The organism is Bacteroides faecichinchillae JCM 17102 (assembly GCF_000614145.1).
Lineage (GTDB): Bacteria > Bacteroidota > Bacteroidia > Bacteroidales > Bacteroidaceae > Bacteroides > Bacteroides faecichinchillae.
The window spans coordinates 1-1,093 of sequence record NZ_BAKK01000118.1; the positions used below are offsets into that span (position 1 = coordinate 1).

2 protein-coding genes are annotated in these 1,093 nt (G+C 37.1%); both read right to left on the reverse strand.

Going from position 1 to position 1,093, the window contains the following annotated elements; translation table 11 throughout:
- Positions 1-546, reverse strand: a 546-nt coding sequence (locus JCM17102_RS20980) for a glycoside hydrolase family 88 protein (RefSeq protein ID WP_025076564.1), incomplete at its 3' end; no start/stop codon positions are given.
- Between the two features lie 267 nt (positions 547-813).
- Positions 814-1,093 (reverse strand): glycoside hydrolase family 88 protein (locus JCM17102_RS20985; protein WP_025076565.1); only part of this gene is annotated, 280 nt, incomplete at its 5' end.

The following is a 1,093-nucleotide window of genomic DNA, read 5'->3' on the forward strand; positions in this document are numbered from 1 at the left end:
ACGATCTTTGGTTGATTTGTAAGCTTGAGTCTGTACGATGGTAATCATATACATATCATCAATCCAAAGACGTGTCTGCCAGGAGTAGCCTTTGCCGGCCCATTCCTTTTCCGAAGGTTTCGCATTCTCAGGAACCTCCCATTGAGTATCAGCGTAAGGTAGTCCCAGTTTCAGGTACTTCTTTTTCTTTGTCTTCTGATACAGGTTCAGAGGTAGGCTTCCGAACATATTCCAATCTACATGACGCATGGTAGGCAGAAGATTCTTTTTTACTGTGAATAAAGAATCAAACTTATTTTGTAAAAGTTTAGCCAATTTTTTATCTTTGGTTACTGCTGCATATTGAACAGCACCACTCCAAGTAAATATATCAGAATAACTAACCCATTTTCTGTTTTGAAGTATATACTCTGTCTCAAAACGGTAGGCCAAACGTTCACCCACTTCTTCCGGAGTACACCCTTTTGGAAAGTTATTCAGCATATCAGTTTGAGCAAACAATAGTTGAAAAGGAAATAACAATAATATAAATATATTTTTAGTCATGGTCTTCTGTTTGTTGAATAAGATTGATAAATAAGTATTCATAATTAATTAGTACGTTCTGGTATCCTTGGCTTGTCAAAGTATCTCCTTTTTAGCGTTTATTGAGAGATAGGATTCTTCGACAAGCTTGCTTAGACAGATAATCTATATGTGAATTAACTATGAACATCTATTTGATTTTATTTATACGTATCATATAACTGAAATACTAATAGAATTTTTATCTCTTAAGTTGTATCTGTTAGAGCACTTTTTCTTGTATATTAATTACTTTTCCAGTAGTGCAACTGTACACCACAGATAAGGAGCCTGTCCATGATAATCCCCCGTATTGCGGGGACGGTCATAGTAGTACTGCTTACTATTTTTTTTGTTTGTTCCGACACATACTTCTCTCACAGCTCCCTTATCATTAATATAGGACACCAAAGCCATCCATGCTTTACGTGCAGCAGGACCGTATACCTCTGCATCCAGCCAGCCATTCTTCACACCTACAATAAAAGCAAAAGTAAACATGGCAGATCCGGAAGTCTCGGCCCAGCAA